Below are 15,088 nucleotides of genomic sequence, written 5' to 3'. Positions count from 1 at the left end.
GGTAATCGTTACGAAACTGATTATAAACGCAGATGATTTTGGTTACTCAAGAGGAGTCAATTATGGAATTATTACTTCCCATGCGTGTGGTGTTGTTACATCGACCACGATGATGATGAATATGCCTGAGGTAGTGCATGCCTTTCAGCTGGCGGAACAGCACTCAGGTTTAGGAGTAGGAATTCATTTGGTTCTGACCTGTGGGAAACCACTCAGTGACGATGTACCTTCCTTAGTAAATGAATCAGGTCGATTTCACTCATTGCGGGAAGTATTTCATCAAATGAATACAGAAGATGTGGAAAAAGAATTTACACGTCAATTAGAAGCATTCCTCTCATTCGGGAAGAAACCAACCCATATTGATAGCCATCATCATGTACATGGGCATGAGAAAATATTGCCTATCGTGTTGAAATTAGCGGAGCGGTATAATGTACCGCTTCGTCTCTTCCACACAAATGATGAGACTAATAGGTTACAAGCAGGGGTACGGAGCACTGTTGCTTTCGATCATACTTTTTATGGGGATGAACTTTCCCTTGAGTCTTTGGAACAAATCTTGGATAAGTATGTTGGAGTTGAATCGCTTGAAATTATGACACATCCCGCTTTTATCGACCAACCTCTTTACCAAGGAAGTAGCTATGCGCTTCAACGTATGAACGAATTGGCGATTTTGACTGACCCGCATGTTAAAGAACGGCTGAACTGCCGAGATATACAATTGATTACATTTGAACAACTTGGCTGACAGTGGGTCATGGGATAGGAGGCAACCATATGGAAATTACGGATGTAGCTTTTCACATTATATTACATGGTGGTAACGCCAAAAGCTTTGCGATGGAGGCAATTGCAGCAGCAAAGCGCGGAGAGATAGAGGAAGCACGCAAATTAATGGACGAAGCAACCACAGAGTTACGCGAAGCCCACCATATTCAGACTTCTTTAATTCAGGAAGAAGCTGGTGGGCGCAAGACAGAGTTAACCTTATTAATGATCCACGCGCAAGACCATTTAATGAATGCAATCACCGTTAAAGACTTAGCAAATGAGTTCATTGACCTTTATGCAAAAATAAACATCGAAGGGGGACTTACAGTTGAGCGGAATTAAAATTGTAACCATTGGCGGTGGCTCTAGCTACACACCAGAGTTAGTTGAAGGCTTTATCAAGCGTTATGAGGAATTACCTGTGCGCGAACTCTGGCTAGTCGATATTCCAGAAGGAAAAGAAAAGTTAGAAATCGTAGGAAATTTAGCAAAACGCATGGTGGAGAAAGCTGGTGTCCCAATGCAAATTCATTTGTCATTGGATCACAGAGAAGCGTTGCCAGGGGCTGATTTTGTTACGACTCAATTACGTGTAGGTCTACTAAAGGCTCGTGGATTAGACGAAAGCATACCATTAAAGCATGGATGCATTGGCCAGGAAACAAACGGCGCAGGTGGTTTGTTTAAGGCATTGCGTACAATCCCAGTTATTTTAAGCATTAGTAAGGATATGGAGGAACTATGTCCAGATGCATGGCTCATTAATTTTACGAATCCTGCGGGAATGGTGACGGAGGCGGTTCTACGCCACAGCAATATTAAAAAAGTAGTAGGTCTTTGCAATGTTCCAGTCGGCATGAAGATGGCTGTTGCCAAGATGCTAGATGTAGATGGTAGCCGTGTGCACATTGATTTTGCAGGATTAAATCATATGGTTTTTGGGACAAACGTCTATCTGGATGGTAGGAAAGTAACGGAGCAAATAATCGAAAAGCTGACAAGTGACGAAGAAACTGGTCCTTCCGTAAAAAATATTGTAGATATGGGCTGGGAAAAAGAGTTCATTCGTGCGTTAGGTTTATTGCCGTGTCCGTATCATCGCTATTATTACCAGACAGGACCAATGCTTGAACATGAAGTAGAAGCGGCGAAAAAAGAAGGAACAAGAGCAGAAGTAGTTCAGAAGGTAGAAGCTGAATTGTTTGAGCTGTATAAAGACCCTGAGTTGGCCATCAAGCCACCGCAGCTGGAGAAACGAGGCGGCGCATACTACAGTGATGCGGCATGTAACCTAATTTACTCGATTTATAATGATGTACGTGACATCCAGCCGGTTAACGTTCGAAACAACGGTGCAATTGCAGGTATTTCCCCAGATTCAGCTGTAGAAGTGAACTGCGTAATCACAAAAGAAGGGCCTGTGCCAATCTCAGTCGGTGAACTACCAATCGCTGTAAACGGCTTAGTTCAACAAATTAAATCCTTTGAACGAGTGGCGATTGAAGCAGCGGTGACAGGTGATTACCATAAGGCGTTGTTAGCAATGAGCATTAATCCATTAATTCCATCAGATACCATCGCTAAAACGATTTTAGATGAAATGTTGGAAGCTCATAAGGCATATCTGCCGCAGTTTTTCAAATCGAAGACAGGTAAAGTGACCGCAGAAGTTGGTAATGCTTAGATGAAACCAAAAAATAATAGAAACTAGGTAGTGGTTTTACTAATACAAAAAGCACAGGAGGTATCATTGCGAAATGTTGATCATCCCCGCAATATCAACCTTCTGTGCTTTTTTGATCCAGTTTTGTAAGCTGTCCCATGTATTGTTATGATATCATTTTCAAACCAATTGCTGCGGACACAATCATCATAATAAATAAAATCCTCCGCCATTCTTTTGGTTCCTTATAAACAAGCATGCCCAATAAGGCGCTCCCAACTGTACCAATACCAGTCCAGATTGCGTAAGCTGTACCCATTGAAATACTTTTCATGGACAAGTTCAAAAAAGTAAAACTAAGAGCGAATCCACCAATTAAAATAAGATAAGAGGCTAAGCTTTGTTTTAATGAGACCTTTTTTAGCCCCAGCACGCCAACAATTTCAAAGCATCCTGCAAAAAATAAGAAAGCCCAGCCCATGTTTAGCTCGCTCCTTTCAGCTTCGTTTCTCTGGTTCCTGAATCATCAGTTGTGATCAATTTCAATCCGATAACACCTACCAGCAATAAAGCAACAAGGATTACTTTAGCTAAATGGAACGGTTCACCAAACAACAACATCTCTGTCAAAATAGTACCAGCAGTACCGATTCCAGTAAAAACAGCATAAACCGTCCCAATTGGGAGATTTTTGGTTGCACGGATAAGCACGGCGAAACTAAGAGTAATCGTAATCAAAGTTCCAGCCCATTCATACCAGGTCGAGGAGTGTTTAATCCCCGAGACCCAAATAATTTCTAATAATCCACCAACTAGTACGTATGTCCAATTCCGATTCATCGCATGTTGCCTCCAAACCTTTTACTTGTGTAACTGAAGGTGAATCCCCTCAGCGAAAATTTTCCATGAGGAGGCCCAACGTTTCTCATATCGTTCTGACCCACCAAACAATAATTCTGCAAATAGACCGTCCATTAAACAAAGAAAGGCAATCGCGGCATCTTGAGGATCATCAACCTGAATTTCCCCTAACTCCTTTGCACGCTTAAAGAAGGGGACTAGCATAGCCTCCAGTTCGTCCAAAAACTGATTGGTTACATCACTAACCGTCTCTACCATACTAGATGGGGGAAAGAAAGCCATCCGGAGCCAAAATGTAAACGTGCCATCATTGGTAAAATTTGTTTTGTAATGGTTCAAAAGCTGAGGTAACAAGACTGATAGGTGTTGATTCTGATTGACCACAAAAAATTGTTGAATAATGGCTGTCTCTTTAGCAAATACATCATGGATCAGGTGTAAAAAAAGATCTTCCTTTGCTTTAAAGTGGGCATAAATGGAGGGTTTTTTAATCCCAACCTCATCTGCAATTTGAGCAAGCGATGTTCCTTCATAGCCGTGTTGAGCAAAACACTGCAATGCAGCTTCTTTTATCTTGTTGGCAGTCATAAGACAAAACCTCCTACCTAACGTTCGTTAGGAAGAGCATCTCACAAGATTTTATCCGTGTCAAATGAAGAATGCTCCAAGAGATCAAAAAATATACAGAAAAATATGGAAAAATACTTTCTATATAAATGTGTTGACAAATTTTCTATCAAAAAGTACTATACTTGTATAAGGTAAGTAAATAAATATTAATGTATTACATGCTGTACACCTAGTAAGGAAATAATAAGGTACATACAACAGAAGGGATGATTACAACAATGGCAAAAGTATTGTATATTACAGCAAATCCGAAATCTGTAGAGGAATCATTTGGACTAAGTGTGGGAGAAACTTTCGTAGAGGCATATCGTCAAGCAAACCCGCAAGATGAGGTAGTTCGTGTTGATCTATTTAAAGAAGATATCCCAACAATTGATGGGACAGTATTGGACGCTTGGAACAAATTGGGTCAAGGAACTGCGTTCGGGGATTTAGCTCCAGAAGCTCAAGCTAAAGTAGGCCGTATGGGTGAAGTCTTGGAGCAGTTCTTGGAAGCAGATCGCTATGTATTTGTAACACCAATGTGGAACTTGAGCTTCCCTCCTGTAGTGAAAGCATATATTGACAATGTATTGATTGCTGGAAAAACCTTCAAATATACAGAAGCTGGCCCAGCAGGATTACTAAGTGGCAAAAAAGTTCTCCATATTCAAGCGCGTGGTGGTATGTACTCAGAAGGTCCTGCTGTTGACTTTGAATTTGGTGATAAATATTTACAAGCAGTAATGAACTTTATCGGTATCACTGAATATGAAACATTGGCAGTAGAAGGTATGAATGCACTTCCTGCTGAGGCGGAAAATATCAAGGCAAAAGCGAAAGTACGTGCCGCTGAAATCGCTAAGACGTTTGGTAAATAAATAGCAAGAAGCATACAATAAACGACCAGTTTATAAAGAAAGAGATATTTCAAAACAAAATCCATTCAGCAAAAAAACGCCATGGCTTATGACAAGTTGTGGCGTTTTTCTTTTGTTCCCCGGCTTCTTTTAATAATTCCAAAATCAATTTCAGCATGAGATCCCCAATTATAAAATATTATTTAAGCTTAAACGCCTCTCTCTACATGATTTCCTTACACTCATTATGCGTAGCGTGTTGAAAAAATACCTTTTGAAAGAAAGAATTAAACACGGGCAAAATCTACTAAATGGGCATCCGTGTGAAAGCCTTTTACAACGAGGTCGTGAATAATTTGTGCTCCAACCATAGTGAGGACAGTTCCGTTTCCGCCGTAACCAAGCAAAAAATAGCATTGAGGGAAATCAGGCTGTGTTCCAATTAAAGGAAGACCATCATATGTTTCACCAAATGTTGCAGCCCAGGAGTATTCAATGCGCATATCAGGTATGCTGGGAAACAAGTCTTGAACCTGCTGAAGCAAGAGCTTGGCTTTATGTTGTAGATGAGAATCGCGCTCTTGCTCGTCGTAGCTGGTAATATCTAAACCTCCCGCTACAATTCGATTATCCACGGTAGTACGAAGATAAAGATAGGGACGGGCTGTTTCCCAAATAAGGGATCGCTCATGCCAACCCGTGAATGAAGGGAGCTGTTGAGTGACCAAAGCATAAGAACTAGAGAGCACTGCATTTTTATTTCGTTTGATTTGTTGTGTCTCATATCCAGTAGCAAAGATTGCTTTTTTACAGCGGATGTAGTTACCTTCTGCCGTAAAGAAAAGAAGGGTATCACCTTCTAGGATATGATGTGTTATCTCAGTTTCCGCATAAATGCGCATTCCTTTTCTGTGAGCATGCTGAAGAAGTGAATGTACCAGATTAAAAGGATTAAATTCCGCATTACCTTCAGAATAAAGGGCAGCAGGTTTGCTAAAGGAGTAACGCTCTGCTATTTCATCTGGTTGGAGGAATGTTACAGGGAAACCGTATTTGGATAACCATTCATATTCTGTTTGCAAGCTTTGTACATCCCCCGGTTGCGAGGCAAAGTAAAGGCTCGGTCGTTGTATGTAATCAGGTGAGAGTTCGAGTTGTGAGATGATATGCTGTAGTTCTTCCACAGCTTGTTTACACATCCAGTAGAATCGTGCCCCTCTGTCTTCTCCTAAGGTATTAATCATCGACGTCAGTGATTTATCATTAGCAAAATGCAAAAGACCAGTGTTAGCACAAGAGCTACCATGGGCTACCTGTCGTTTATCTACCATCACAGTATCTACACCACTGTTAACTAAATAAAAACTACAAAGTGAACCAGCTTCCCCACCACCAATAATAAGAACATCACATTGAATGTCTTTGGAAAGTTTTGGATAAACAAAAGGGGATGGTAGTGTATCAAACCAAAATAATGAGCCGGTTTTTAAATTCATAAGTACCTATCCTTTGTATTAAGATAAATGTCATCTTAGTATGCCCTGACATTTTAAAATTATGGTAACTCATTCGTTCCGAAATATTTCATGTGAGACCTTACTTGCTTTTGTTTTGGACAAAAGTAGTAATGAAATAGGACAAGGAATTTTACCAGATTTAAACAGTGAACTCCTTCCTTTTTTACTGTTAATTATTACTTTTTATTTCAATAAAAACCTTGATATAGTAAGGATTTACAGGGCTTTGTTGAGATTTTATGAAAGTATAGAATACGAAAATAATCCGTGCTATAATATCGAAGTAAAGGCTTCTTAAGCACGCTCTCTTTTATCCCATAAGGGAAGGAGGTGAGTACATAAAGGTTCACAGAGTTACCTCAGACGATGTCTTTGATGTTCATATTTGGATTTTTCTTTTTAGCCTTGATTTTTCTTTTTCAAAAAATACAAAACCCTCCCTTGAGCTGATTAAGCGAGGAGATCATTTTTCACCAAGAAGTTATGAGCGAGATACACTCTTTATGAGATAGTCTATTGTATGGTCGTGAATACGGGAGCACCTACATCGTTTTGATCTTGGCTAAATAGGGGATATATTATGAAAAGTTTTTTGTATGTATTGTTTGGATTTATTGATTCTTTTACGATTTTATTTTTAACTTTCAAAGCATTTAGGTTACCAGTAACTATGTATTTGAGGGACTTCACAATAATGGCTACAGCACTCTCCATAACATCCTTTGTCAATAGGATTGTCTTAGAGGTGAACGGAAGTGATGTTGGAGCGCAATTTGTTTTAATTGTGGTGTTTTTTAGACTTTTATTTAAGATAAGAATTTATGAATCAGCTTTAATTGCTGCTATTGGGTATCTAAGTTATCTAGGAATACAATTTGTTATATATCCTGTTCTTATATCTTTTGGTCTAGTGACACTAAGTGATGGTAAAAGTCTTGTAGAGTGGGGGACCTTTCTAATACAGCTAATTACTGATGTAACTGTTTTGGTGATAGGCTGGCTCATTGGTATGTTTAATTTTGGGTTTTCCTTTATAATGCAACCACCTCACGATTTATACCAAAAAGGAAAATTGGACTCATTAAAGATAAGAATCATTTGTGGATTGGTGTTGGGGATTATAACTATTTCTACTACTACATACTGGATTTTTATTTTTAAAGGTGATGTATGGCTGTTGATATTGCCTATTCTAGCCCCTCTTTTATTGTTACTTCGGTGGTTAATTAGGAGGGACAAGATTATTGATTGAAAAACTATCGGAAGCGATTTCTATCAAAATAAAAAATGCCAGTCCAGAGCGTACCAATAGCATAGCTGTATTATCTTACGCTCTTTCTATTTTGCTTAATTTCTTTTTTATCTGTTTCTTTTTATTCCTAATAGGTTTTTTAACAGATAGGTTACAGGAAACCTTTATTGCGTTGATGTCTTTTGTGATATTACGATTTTTTTCAGGTGGGTATCATCTGAAATCCTTAGACCACTGTGTAATTGTTACGACAGCAATTATTGCAGTGATTCCATATATTCCTGTAAACAATATCATCGTTTATCTACTAACAGCTATTAGTGTTATTCTAGTGCTCATTCATGCACCTAATAGTACATATGAAAACCTAACCGTACCTCGAAAAGTTCTAACTTTAAAATTATGTTCTGTTTTGATTGTAAGTATAAATTTTGTTATCGTTTCTCCCATAGTAGCACTAGCATTCTTTGTTCAATCATTTCTATTGATCCCAAGAAGGGAGGTGAGTATAAAATGAAAAAACATATCGCAGAAACTACATCGACTATGCTTACCGCTGTAGCTAGAGCTTTTGCTGTTTCTTTCAAAGCTGGTATCGGTAGTCCAGTCGTGCCAGAAGAACTAAAAAAGCAAAGTGAAGCAAAATGAAACCTAGGCTAACAGGAATTAGAATCGAAAGAAAGTACGATGAGTCAGATTTTATTGAATTTGGAGTAGAAGAGGTTAATTATGTAGATCTCTTTAGACCAAAAAAGAATTCAGATAGCATTTTACGCTTTCATACAAATAAAGGTGTATTTCTTGCAGTGACTACATTAGAAGGAATTCGAGCATCTTGGGGGAAGTATGGATTTGTTTCTTTAGATGCAGTAAATGTTGTCAATCTCGAAAATATTACATATGTAGTGGAGAATGCGTTATTCATCAGGGCTTACTTCGGTGACGGTTCTTATACAACGGTTTCTAGGTCTAAGTATGAATTAGTTAAACATCTAAAAAGAAAGAGTCATCCAGATTAACTGGGTGACTCTTTTTTGACATATAATTATATGTCAAACTCTCATTAATGTAAAGAAAAATTGAAGGGGGTAAAACAGACAGGCTTTATCTTCATTTTTCGACAAAAAATTCTATAATTTAATGATAAATTTTTAGAAGCAAAGAATTTTAAAGTAGGTGAAAAAAATGGAGATAAAAGCGGTACAACTCACAGATTATACCAAAATGAAAGCCGTTGAATTAGCCGAACTCTACTTAATCGAAAATAAAGACTATAGTATAAATTCCATTATTTGTTTTATAGAGAAAATTATTGAAGATGCGAAAAAACGCCATAATCAGTTCGATTACTGATCAGGACGGTTTTTGTTTTTTACGATTTCAACAGCCGCTTCAATCATTGTACCGATATTCATTTGGATGTCTTCCGGTAAGGATAAAAAATCGTTAATCTTTTCCATTTGCTTTGGAGTTAATTTTTCTAATTTTTCCTTAGGTAGGTATTCGTCCACTAAAGAGAGATCGTGATCGGCTTGTTCACCTGATCGACCGAGAAGATAATCTACCGTAACAAAATAGAGATCTGCTAACGCAATAAGAGTATCATTATCGGGTTGCGAGTGATCATTCTCATATTTGGAGATAGTGGAGTAGTCAAGTCCGAGTTTATTGGCCACTTGTTCTTGCGTTAATTTTGCTTTTTTTCTAGATTTCTGTAATCGTTGACCAAATGTCGACATTTTCTCACCCCATTTTTTCTAACAATTATACGACAGTTGAAGTATCTTCAAAAGAAATATGAAGAAAATTCAAGTATAAAGAATGTTTTTCTTGAAGTTATTTCAAGTTTTTCGTATTAAGACTAAGATAACCGTCATGGATATCTTCGCAGTAGCTAGTTACCATTTACTATGGCAAATAATAACTTAATTATAAGTTGAAAAGATAGATTTTTACATCCTTTCATTTGAAATAACTTCAAGTTTATTGTCGAACAAACGTAAGCAACAATTTTAGAAAATTGAACACAGGAGAGCAGAAATTTATGAATAAGCACATTGCTATGTCAAATAAAGAATGGCTACCCAACGTTATAAGAGAACGCTTGGTTAGCCTTTTTGAGTTGAATGCTCGTGTTTTGTGTTTTACAATTACAAATAATGAAAATCATTCTCGGACTGTAGAACCGTTTGGGGCCTCATAACTAAATGGAGGAAAAGGGGAAACATAATGAAAAAGGAATATGCTGACCTGCTTGATGAGATGTTTAATATTCATTTACTAGAACCTAAGGGAGCTTATTGTTCAATGCCTGCCACTGACTTACTTAACGAGGGGTATATGCGAAAATTTATTGATCAATACGCCCCATTGATAAGGGCATTAGATGATACGGCTACGACAGCATACCTTGCTAGCTGGTTTCTTGCGTTGGCTACTGGGCTTCAGTATATGGTGTCGGTGCAAAATAAGGCTTTGGATCTTTCTTTAACGAATGTAATAATACATATGAGCCCAAAATCTGAGGGATCGTACACCCGGATCTCTTTCCAACTACGTTCGTGGACAGAAACGGAAGCACCAGAGAGTGACGAGAAGAGACAGGGATGGAGAAAAGATGTTCTTTCCCGTTTATACGGTGAAACATTGCGTCCGCTCTTGGAATGTATGTCTGCGGTTTCTGGATTTAACGTTGGCCAGATGTGGGGGCAATTGCCAACAAAATTCCATTATTTTACAGAAAATCTTATGGAACAAACAACGAACTCAGAAGAAAAGCAGCGAGTGATTGATGACTATCATTTTTTACAGCATGAGTTTAGTCCAAGTGTCATTGGGCGTAGCAAGAATCCGTTTGATGTGAAGGTGCGATTCATCGAACATATAGAGGACCCAACAAAACAAATGAGAATGAAAAATGTATGCTGCAGATATTTTAGAACCGAGGGTGCCCAGTATTGCTACACCTGTCCTCTCATGAAAGAAGAGGACAGAGCGGCAAGAAGAACAAAACATCGAGCTGAAATCATACAAGCGAATGCATAAAAGTGAAACAGCTCCTTGCTGAGGCAACCAAAAACTTGCGTCAGTGTATGGGCAAGTACGTACGGGGCATGTATTTTCCGTGTTCAAGTGAAATGATCTTTTGACGTAGTACACCTGCTTTGATTAAAAGCTTTTCTTGGGTTTAACCAAGAAGGGCTCTTTTTCGCGTATACCATTCTTTGTGTAACCTCTCTATATAGAGCTGACTTTACAATCGAGGGATGAAGTCTCAAACAAATATCGAAAAGTGAGCCTTATCTTGAAATGAACGGCAAGTATCACCAATCGGAGGTACTCCTAGAGAACTTTTTTCCTTTTATTCTCAAAGGACAAATATGCTATAATATCTGGATGGTAGTAGAAAAAACAGCATTTTATGAGGTGAATATAGAAAATGATCGATAAAAAAGAGGCGACAACGGACTTAAAATCCGGAAAGTCTAGCAAATCCACAGCAGATTATGCAAAATATTTTCAGGCGCCAAGCTTAAAAGATGCCAAGAAACGTGGAAAAGAAGAGATTGAAGTGCATTACGACTTCAATATACCTGAAGAAATGAAACAGATAGGAAAAGGCCTTCACTATTTGATTCGTACGTATGGCTGTCAAATGAACGAACATGATACTGAGACCATGGCCGGAATTTTTGAGGCAATGGGTTATACAGCGACAGAAGATACGATGGAAGCTGATGTCGTTCTGTTTAATACCTGTGCGATCCGAGAAGGGGCAGAGGATAAGGTTTTCGGTGAGCTTGGTCACATGAAGCATCTGAAACGTAACAATCCTAATCTCATTCTCGGATTATGTGGCTGTATGTCACAAGAAGAAAAGGTAGTAAATAAGGTACTGCGCTCCTATTCGGAAGTAGATATGATTTTTGGAACACATAATATTCATCGTCTACCAGTATTATTACGAGATGCCATGTTTAGCAAAGAAATGGTAATTGAGGTATGGTCTAAAGAAGGCGATATCATTGAAAATATGCCGAAAACACGCACAGGTGATATCAAAGCGTGGGTAAATATTATGTATGGCTGTGATAAGTTCTGTACGTACTGTATCGTGCCCTATACACGTGGAAAAGAACGCAGTCGTCGTCCAGAGGATGTTATTGCCGAGGTGCGTGAACTGGCACGTCAAGGGTTTAAAGAAATCATGGTATTAGGACAAAACGTAAATGCATATGGGAAAGACTTTGAAGATCGGGAATACGGACTAGGGGATCTGTTAGACGAACTTCGTAAGATTGATATTCCACGTATTCGCTTTACAACAAGTCATCCACGGGATTTTGATGACCATCTAATTGAAGTCTTAGCAAAAGGCGGAAATTTGGTGGAGCAAATTCACCTGCCTGCGCAGTCTGGTAGCTCAGAAGTATTGAAAAAAATGGCACGTAAGTATACACGTGAACATTACATGGAGTTAGTACGTAAAATTAAGGCTGCTATTCCTGATGTTTCGCTAACTACAGATATTATTGTTGGATTTCCGGGTGAAACTGAGGAACAATTCCAGGAAACACTGTCCATGATGAAAGAAGTGGAGTACGACTCAGCCTACACTTTCATTTACTCCCCACGCGAGGGTACACCGGCAGCTTCTATGGAGGATAATGTAGCTGAAGCGGAGAAAAAGGATCGTTTGCAACGATTGATGGCTGTACAGAATGATATTTCTTTGCGGAAAAATCAGCAGATGATTGGTAAAACCTATGAGTTGCTGATCGAAGGAGAGAGTCGAAAAAACCCTGAAGTATTAACTGGACGCACTCGAACTGGAAAATTAGTGCATGTAAAAGCTGATAAATCTTTAATTGGTACACTGGTACATGTTACAATTACAGATGCAAAAACATTTACCACATACGGTGAATTAGTGACTAAAGTTGAGGTGTAATTGGAGATGGCAGAAACACCGGTTTACACAGATCAAGAAATTTTGGCAAAAGCGCGTGAATTAGCTAACATGATTTCTCGTACGAAAGAAGTAGACTTTTTCAAACGAGCAGAATCACAGGTAAAGCAAAATAAACGCGTTCAAGATTTGATTTCCAGTCTGAAAGCAAAACAAAAGCAACTAGTCATGTATGAGAGCATGAACAATGCGAAACTTGTCGAAAAAGTACAAGCTGAATTCGATGCTCTTCAGGAAGAATTAGACGAAATTCCGCTGGTAACGGAATTCAAGCAATCTCAAACAGATGTAAACGATCTATTGCAAATGGTGACACATGTTATTACCAATACCGTGTCCGATAGAATCATTCTAGATACTGGTGGTAATCCTCTTACAGGTAAAACAGGTGGCCCTGAAGCCGGTCATCATGATGATGAAGGCTGTGGTTGTGGCCACTAAAGTATGAAAGATTAATTATTGCCGCAACAGTTCTCTTTATCTTGCACTCTGAGCGAATCACCTGCATACAAATGTACAGAAACGATGTATGGAGGAGGTTACAATATGTCTGGTCCTGATAAAGATTTGCAGTGTCGAGAATTGATTGCCAAGGCTGTCTGCGGTAGAGGACATAGATTCTCGCAAACGACACATACAATCTCACCTACTCAGACGCCGACTACTATCCTAGGATGCTGGATTATTAATAATAATTTTTCAGCAGAAAAAGTATTAGAATCGGTCGTTATCAGTGGAACGTATGATGTCAATCTCTGGTATTCTTATGAGGATAATACTCAAACAGAAGTCAAAAAAGAAGAAGTACAGTATACTCTAGATGTTCCCCTCTCTTATTTTGACAAACATTGCCGCGGTGATTTAGAAATTATTTGCCAGTGCATTGAACAACCAAAATGCGTCAGAGCAGAAATTTGCGGTAGTACAGTTAATGTACGAGTTGAACAGGAGTATTCTGTGGAAGTTGTTGGAGAAACCAAGGTGTGTGTTGTAATTTGTCACAACTGTGAGGATAAAGACTCCTACTCGCATGACTTTGATGACTCAACCGAAGAGTACGATCAATTCGACTCATCAAGCTTACTAGATGATTTAGATTAAATGGAAGCAAGAAAGGCTGTCGGCCTGTACGACGGCCTTTTTATATTTTTTACGAATATACAATATTGAATCAAAGTTAAAAATGTGACTGTGTTAGACCATGCACCATACCTTTTTATCATGCATAGCGTGTAAGTAAGGAAGTAGGGAGGTAAGGGAGGTAAGCGTATGTCTAACATGGTAATGAGTAAAGTCACCGCCTCTGCGATTGAGAAGTGGAATAGGGAGAGCGCCATAAAACATACGCATCATCGAGAGAAAATGATAGCCATTTTGAAGTTACACGGAGTGCCAATTCAGACGTACGTTGGAGTAATTCCAATGCAAACGTTTGAGGTACATCTGTTTCAACATCAGGTCGCTGCCATTTATCGGATAGAGGAACGTACTGTTTGGATTTTACAGGAAGCACGAACGATTGGCAAAACCCGTAAAGAAGAGGTAAGCCAAACTTTAGACGAGACGGAAAAAAATCGGATCATTGCTCTGGCAATGCGTACCATTTACGCTCTCGGATTAGATTACGGGAAAGTGACAGTTGGAGTGCATTCCCCAACAAGAATGCGAATAGTTGACTGTCAAGCGGAACTACCGATAGATGTTTCGTTACGGGAACGTTTACAGTTGTTTATGAAGCAACGTGAACAGCAAATTCTTTTGGATCAAGTAGCCGCTCCACAGGTGATGTTAGGAGCCGATCCAGAATTTGCTTTGCGTGATCAGTCTGGACAGATGGCAATTGCTTCTGAATATTTAACGAGAAATGGTATCATTGGATATGATGGTGTCCGATTAAAGACAGAGTTTCCATCCAATCAGCATCCATTGGTTGAAGTTCGACCAGATCCTTCAACAGAGCCAGAAATCGTCTTCAAAAATATCTATAGAGCCCTTCATTTAGCTCAACGTCGGATATCTGATGATTCCATTAGTTGGTTAGCGGGGGGAATGCCCTTCGATGGTTATCCAATCGGTGGTCATATTCATGTTAGCGGGACTACTCTGCATTTCGATTTAATACGTAAATTAGATACTTATTTAGCACTACCTCTATGTTTACTAGAAGATCATGGTTGTCTTAAAAGACGACCGCGTTATGGCTTTTTAGGAGATGTACGAGAACAGCCGCATGGAGGATTTGAATACAGGACGCTACCTAGTTGGCTGGTTTCGCCACGAATCACCAAAGGAGTTTTGGCTCTTACCAAAGTAATTGCTGAATCCCAATATCTTCTCAAGCAAGATGTAAGTACAGATATATCCATGCAGCTTGCCTACTATCGAGGGGAGAAGGAAAAACTTGCTTCCTTAGTCAAGGATTTGTATTTGGAGTTAACCGTTTTACCTTTATATAAAAGGTATCGAAAATATATAACTCCCCTTTTTCATAGTATTTTTACGGATGGGGAGTGGCAATGCAACCAAGATATGAAGCTAGCTTGGAAGTTACCCCCATTTCAACTCAACAACTAGTAGGAA

Annotated in this window: 19 protein-coding genes; 14 read left to right on the top strand and 5 right to left on the bottom strand. The window is 38.9% G+C overall.

Annotation, left to right across the window (positions count from 1 at the left end; all coding sequences use genetic code 11):
- The first annotated feature begins 4 nt into the window (after window positions 1–4).
- The 3 genes from chbG to ACQV1I_RS16555 are packed head-to-tail and all read left to right on the top strand — an operon-like array spanning window position 5 to window position 2,461.
- Window positions 5–754 (top strand): chitin disaccharide deacetylase, encoded by a 750-nt coding sequence (gene chbG, locus ACQV1I_RS16565; RefSeq protein WP_094699324.1) that lies wholly within the window; start codon window positions 5–7, stop codon window positions 752–754.
- Window positions 755–783: 29 nt separating this feature from the next.
- Window positions 784–1,119, top strand: a complete 336-nt coding sequence (locus tag ACQV1I_RS16560; RefSeq protein WP_018670930.1) for a PTS lactose/cellobiose transporter subunit IIA — start codon at window positions 784–786, stop codon at window positions 1,117–1,119.
- A complete protein-coding gene (locus ACQV1I_RS16555; protein ID WP_116333321.1) occupies window positions 1,106–2,461 on the top strand; it encodes a 6-phospho-beta-glucosidase in 1,356 nt (451 codons plus the stop codon). Before ACQV1I_RS16560 ends, ACQV1I_RS16555 begins: the two co-directional genes overlap by 14 nt.
- A 145-nt stretch (window positions 2,462–2,606) precedes the next feature.
- Here the strand turns inward: ACQV1I_RS16555 and ACQV1I_RS16550 are convergent, their stop codons facing one another.
- The 3 genes from ACQV1I_RS16550 to ACQV1I_RS16540 are packed head-to-tail and all read right to left on the bottom strand — an operon-like array spanning window position 2,607 to window position 3,889.
- Window positions 2,607–2,921 carry a DMT family transporter gene (locus ACQV1I_RS16550; RefSeq protein WP_018670932.1) on the bottom strand — a complete coding sequence of 105 codons (315 nt, stop codon included), beginning with the start codon at window positions 2,919–2,921 and terminating at the stop codon, window positions 2,607–2,609.
- A gap of 2 nt (window positions 2,922–2,923) precedes the next feature.
- Window positions 2,924–3,280 (bottom strand): DMT family transporter, encoded by a 357-nt coding sequence (locus ACQV1I_RS16545; protein WP_018670933.1) that lies wholly within the window; start codon window positions 3,278–3,280, stop codon window positions 2,924–2,926.
- A gap of 21 nt (window positions 3,281–3,301) precedes the next feature.
- On the bottom strand, window positions 3,302–3,889 hold the full coding sequence (locus ACQV1I_RS16540; protein WP_104065122.1) for a TetR/AcrR family transcriptional regulator: 588 nt from the start codon (window positions 3,887–3,889) through the stop codon (window positions 3,302–3,304).
- A gap of 260 nt (window positions 3,890–4,149) precedes the next feature.
- Between ACQV1I_RS16540 and ACQV1I_RS16535 the strand changes: the two genes are divergently transcribed.
- Window positions 4,150–4,791, top strand: a complete 642-nt coding sequence (locus ACQV1I_RS16535) for an FMN-dependent NADH-azoreductase (RefSeq protein WP_176452335.1) — start codon at window positions 4,150–4,152, stop codon at window positions 4,789–4,791.
- 266 nt (window positions 4,792–5,057) lie between these two features.
- On the opposite strand, the gene ACQV1I_RS16530 is transcribed toward ACQV1I_RS16535, so the two are convergent.
- Window positions 5,058–6,266: an NAD(P)/FAD-dependent oxidoreductase gene (locus tag ACQV1I_RS16530; RefSeq protein WP_116333320.1), complete on the bottom strand. Its 1,209-nt coding sequence runs from the start codon at window positions 6,264–6,266 to the stop codon at window positions 5,058–5,060.
- Window positions 6,267–6,867: 601 nt separating this feature from the next.
- Between ACQV1I_RS16530 and ACQV1I_RS16525 the strand changes: the two genes are divergently transcribed.
- The 5 genes from ACQV1I_RS16525 to ACQV1I_RS16505 all read left to right on the top strand — a co-directional run bounded on the left by ACQV1I_RS16525 (window position 6,868) and on the right by ACQV1I_RS16505 (window position 8,892).
- Complete coding sequence (locus ACQV1I_RS16525; RefSeq protein ID WP_003337041.1) at window positions 6,868–7,539, top strand: hypothetical protein; 672 nt, start codon at window positions 6,868–6,870, stop codon at window positions 7,537–7,539.
- Window positions 7,532–8,056: an accessory gene regulator B family protein gene (locus ACQV1I_RS16520; protein WP_116333319.1), complete on the top strand. Its 525-nt coding sequence runs from the start codon at window positions 7,532–7,534 to the stop codon at window positions 8,054–8,056. The genes ACQV1I_RS16525 and ACQV1I_RS16520 overlap by 8 nt, the downstream gene beginning before the upstream one ends.
- Window positions 8,053–8,187: a hypothetical protein gene (locus ACQV1I_RS16515; protein ID WP_268878061.1), complete on the top strand. Its 135-nt coding sequence runs from the start codon at window positions 8,053–8,055 to the stop codon at window positions 8,185–8,187. Before ACQV1I_RS16520 ends, ACQV1I_RS16515 begins: the two co-directional genes overlap by 4 nt.
- On the top strand, window positions 8,184–8,558 hold the full coding sequence (locus tag ACQV1I_RS16510; RefSeq protein ID WP_003337044.1) for a LytTR family transcriptional regulator DNA-binding domain-containing protein: 375 nt from the start codon (window positions 8,184–8,186) through the stop codon (window positions 8,556–8,558). Before ACQV1I_RS16515 ends, ACQV1I_RS16510 begins: the two co-directional genes overlap by 4 nt.
- A gap of 166 nt (window positions 8,559–8,724) precedes the next feature.
- Window positions 8,725–8,892, top strand: coding sequence for a hypothetical protein (locus tag ACQV1I_RS16505; RefSeq protein ID WP_022584449.1), 168 nt, complete (start codon window positions 8,725–8,727; stop codon window positions 8,890–8,892).
- On the opposite strand, the gene ACQV1I_RS16500 is transcribed toward ACQV1I_RS16505, so the two are convergent.
- The gene (locus tag ACQV1I_RS16500; protein ID WP_116333318.1) at window positions 8,886–9,278 is read right to left on the bottom strand and encodes a helix-turn-helix domain-containing protein; all 393 of its coding nucleotides are present in this window, start codon (window positions 9,276–9,278) and stop codon (window positions 8,886–8,888) included. The two genes, ACQV1I_RS16505 and ACQV1I_RS16500, sit on opposite strands and share 7 nt — an antisense overlap.
- Window positions 9,279–9,768: 490 nt before the next feature.
- Between ACQV1I_RS16500 and ACQV1I_RS16495 the strand changes: the two genes are divergently transcribed.
- The 5 genes from ACQV1I_RS16495 to ACQV1I_RS16475 all read left to right on the top strand — a co-directional run bounded on the left by ACQV1I_RS16495 (window position 9,769) and on the right by ACQV1I_RS16475 (window position 15,082).
- Entirely contained in the window at window positions 9,769–10,584 is an 816-nt protein-coding gene (locus ACQV1I_RS16495) for a (2Fe-2S)-binding protein (protein WP_116333317.1), read from the top strand.
- 394 nt (window positions 10,585–10,978) lie between these two features.
- Window positions 10,979–12,490: a tRNA (N6-isopentenyl adenosine(37)-C2)-methylthiotransferase MiaB gene (gene miaB / locus ACQV1I_RS16490; protein ID WP_018674307.1), complete on the top strand. Its 1,512-nt coding sequence runs from the start codon at window positions 10,979–10,981 to the stop codon at window positions 12,488–12,490.
- A gap of 6 nt (window positions 12,491–12,496) precedes the next feature.
- A complete protein-coding gene (locus ACQV1I_RS16485; protein ID WP_018674308.1) occupies window positions 12,497–12,949 on the top strand; it encodes a RicAFT regulatory complex protein RicA family protein in 453 nt (150 codons plus the stop codon).
- Window positions 12,950–13,054: 105 nt separating this feature from the next.
- Complete coding sequence (gene cotE, locus ACQV1I_RS16480) at window positions 13,055–13,609, top strand: outer spore coat protein CotE (RefSeq protein WP_018674309.1); 555 nt, start codon at window positions 13,055–13,057, stop codon at window positions 13,607–13,609.
- Window positions 13,610–13,777: 168 nt separating this feature from the next.
- A complete protein-coding gene (locus ACQV1I_RS16475) occupies window positions 13,778–15,082 on the top strand; it encodes a putative amidoligase domain-containing protein (protein WP_116333316.1) in 1,305 nt (434 codons plus the stop codon).
- Window positions 15,083–15,088: the final 6 nt, after the last annotated feature.

The sequence above is a fragment of the Brevibacillus sp. JB24b genome (assembly GCF_051713385.1).
In the GTDB taxonomy this organism is placed as follows: domain Bacteria; phylum Bacillota; class Bacilli; order Brevibacillales; family Brevibacillaceae; genus Brevibacillus_B; species Brevibacillus_B laterosporus.
The sequence above is the reverse complement of the archived record's forward strand: the minus strand, read 5'-3'. Positions and strand labels throughout refer to the sequence as shown.

Excerpts from the sequence above, each read along its gene's own strand:
- ACQV1I_RS16510 (WP_003337044.1), top strand. The coding sequence starts at position 8,184 with ATGAAACCTAGGCTAACAGGAATTAGAATCGAAAGAAAGTACGATGAG.
- ACQV1I_RS16545 (WP_018670933.1), bottom strand. The coding sequence starts at position 3,280 with ATGAATCGGAATTGGACATACGTACTAGTTGGTGGATTATTAGAAATT.
- ACQV1I_RS16515 (WP_268878061.1), top strand. The coding sequence starts at position 8,053 with ATGAAAAAACATATCGCAGAAACTACATCGACTATGCTTACCGCTGTA.
- ACQV1I_RS16525 (WP_003337041.1), top strand. The coding sequence starts at position 6,868 with ATGAAAAGTTTTTTGTATGTATTGTTTGGATTTATTGATTCTTTTACG.
- cotE (WP_018674309.1), top strand. The coding sequence starts at position 13,055 with ATGTCTGGTCCTGATAAAGATTTGCAGTGTCGAGAATTGATTGCCAAG.
- ACQV1I_RS16505 (WP_022584449.1), top strand. The coding sequence starts at position 8,725 with ATGGAGATAAAAGCGGTACAACTCACAGATTATACCAAAATGAAAGCC.
- miaB (WP_018674307.1), top strand. The coding sequence starts at position 10,979 with ATGATCGATAAAAAAGAGGCGACAACGGACTTAAAATCCGGAAAGTCT.
- ACQV1I_RS16485 (WP_018674308.1), top strand. The coding sequence starts at position 12,497 with ATGGCAGAAACACCGGTTTACACAGATCAAGAAATTTTGGCAAAAGCG.
- ACQV1I_RS16530 (WP_116333320.1), bottom strand. The coding sequence starts at position 6,266 with ATGAATTTAAAAACCGGCTCATTATTTTGGTTTGATACACTACCATCC.
- ACQV1I_RS16500 (WP_116333318.1), bottom strand. The coding sequence starts at position 9,278 with ATGTCGACATTTGGTCAACGATTACAGAAATCTAGAAAAAAAGCAAAA.
- ACQV1I_RS16540 (WP_104065122.1), bottom strand. The coding sequence starts at position 3,889 with ATGACTGCCAACAAGATAAAAGAAGCTGCATTGCAGTGTTTTGCTCAA.
- ACQV1I_RS16495 (WP_116333317.1), top strand. The coding sequence starts at position 9,769 with ATGAAAAAGGAATATGCTGACCTGCTTGATGAGATGTTTAATATTCAT.
- ACQV1I_RS16535 (WP_176452335.1), top strand. The coding sequence starts at position 4,150 with ATGGCAAAAGTATTGTATATTACAGCAAATCCGAAATCTGTAGAGGAA.
- ACQV1I_RS16560 (WP_018670930.1), top strand. The coding sequence starts at position 784 with ATGGAAATTACGGATGTAGCTTTTCACATTATATTACATGGTGGTAAC.
- ACQV1I_RS16550 (WP_018670932.1), bottom strand. The coding sequence starts at position 2,921 with ATGGGCTGGGCTTTCTTATTTTTTGCAGGATGCTTTGAAATTGTTGGC.
- ACQV1I_RS16475 (WP_116333316.1), top strand. The coding sequence starts at position 13,778 with ATGTCTAACATGGTAATGAGTAAAGTCACCGCCTCTGCGATTGAGAAG.